The following is a 1879-nucleotide window of genomic DNA, read 5'->3' as shown; positions in this document are numbered from 1 at the left end:
AAGGTCTAGTTTTATCTGAACGTAGTGGGATTTAAACATGAAATCGGAAAGTAACCTTATCAAAAGTTGAAAGATCCGTGTCGTGATAGTGTTTCTTCGTCATAAAAAGTTGCTAATTTTTTTGCAAAATAAACAGGACACTGCAAGCCTCTTGTCAAAGGTTAAACCACCACGAATAACCAACGAGAGGAAGTGTCCCTAGCAACATGGTACCACAAGCAACCAACCATGCGCCAGAACAAAAAACACGCCGCGAACGCCGAATTGAAATTCTTGCGGATCGTCGCCGAATCAAGCATATCATGAAGAAGTTGAGACCGGTCACATTCGACAACAACACCGTCACGGAAGCCGGCAACTTCCAGTTCCTTGCCAGGTTCAAGGAACTCATCGGTCTGGATGCCCTGATCGAAGATCACTTCCATCTGGAGCAAAAAGCCAACTGTGTCTACCCAGCCTCTAAGCTTGTCGATCATTTGCTGGACTGCGCGCTGCTCGGCCACACGCGTTTTTCGCATATGAATGCCCTGCAGTCGGACCCTGGTTACCAGATCGTGACCGGTGTCGACCGCTTTCCTGACGAAAGCACCTTCCGCGGCTTCTTGGGCAAGCTTTCCTGGAGCCATCTGATTCAGCTTGTCGCCTTAAATCGGGATTTGCTGGCACGCAAGGCGCGGACGGGCGAAAAGCGCTTGGTCTGGATCGACATCGACGATACGGTCATCACGCTGTTCGGTGAACAAGAAGGCGCAACAAACGGCTACAATCCGCGTTACCACGGACGCCCCTCATACAAAATCCGGGTTGCCTTCATCGCCGGAAGCGGCGAGCTCATCCACTTGCAAGTGAATCCCGGCAACACGAACGGCATGAAGGATCTGCTCTCGTTCGTTAAAGAAATCGAGGCGATGTTGCCGCCGGAATGGATCATCGAAGGCATCCGGGCCGACTGCGGTTTTGCCGATGACGCTGTCATGGCGTACGCTGAAGAACGGGGGTGGCAGTACATCTTCAAACTGCCGAAGAAGGCCACTGTGAAGAAGGCGATTGCCTACCTTGAGCAACATCCGGCATTCTGGGAAACGCTGTCGGAAAAACAAGAGGACATCACGTTCGCGACCGAAGACGATCGTTGGGCTGCTGCCGACATCCCGATTCTCCTCACCAACTGGGAGAAAGCACGGCGCTGCGTCATCTACCGGGAAGCCCACGAAACCGAGCGTACAACCGATGACCAATTGACGATGGCACTTACGACCTATTCCTTCCAAGCCATCGTCACGAATGCCGATCTCAAGCCTTTGCCGCTGCTTCGCTCGTACAACAAGCGGGCCAACATCGAGAATCGCATTGATGAATTGAAAGAAGGTTATGCGGTGGAACAGAACAGCCAGCATTCCCTGCTCCGGAACCTGCTGTTCAGTTGGATCAAAGCCATCGCCTACAACGTGATGGTCTGGTTCAAGCAGACGCTGATGCCGGAGTCGCTCAAGCGGTGCGAAGTCCAAACGATTCGCCGGTCGGTGATCCGGGTGCCCGGCAATGTGGTCGGCTCCGGCCGATACCAGCATATCCGGCTTGCGCCGAATCCGACACTCGCTGGCATCGTCGAAACCATACAATACAAGCTTCGCGCGTTTGCTGAACGATTCGTGCCCATTCAGCAAATGGCATGACGGATGGATGCATCTCCTGAACACGACGAAACGAGAACCTGTAAAATCACAGGCTTCTTTGGGTTTGCCAAAAAAGCGATTTGCACTCCCGTGTGAATGCAAGAAGATTCGAAGTCCCGTCCCAAAACCTGCATCGAAACGGGGATTCCAGAGACAATGACGAGTTATCCACAGTCTTGAGTTATCCACATTCCGATTTCATG

Annotated in this window: 1 protein-coding gene; it reads left to right on the top strand. The window is 52.4% G+C overall.

Annotated features, from left to right (window positions below):
- Positions 1-206 precede the first annotated feature (206 nt).
- The gene (locus ABEV74_RS14655) at positions 207-1676 is read left to right on the top strand and encodes an IS1380 family transposase (protein ID WP_144937877.1); all 1470 of its coding nucleotides are present in this window, start codon (positions 207-209) and stop codon (positions 1674-1676) included.
- Positions 1677-1879: the final 203 nt, after the last annotated feature.

The organism is Paenibacillus cisolokensis (assembly GCF_050481165.1).
Classification (GTDB): domain Bacteria; phylum Bacillota; class Bacilli; order Paenibacillales; family Paenibacillaceae; genus Paenibacillus_AH; species Paenibacillus_AH cisolokensis.
This window is presented reverse-complemented; position numbering and strand designations above follow the sequence as displayed.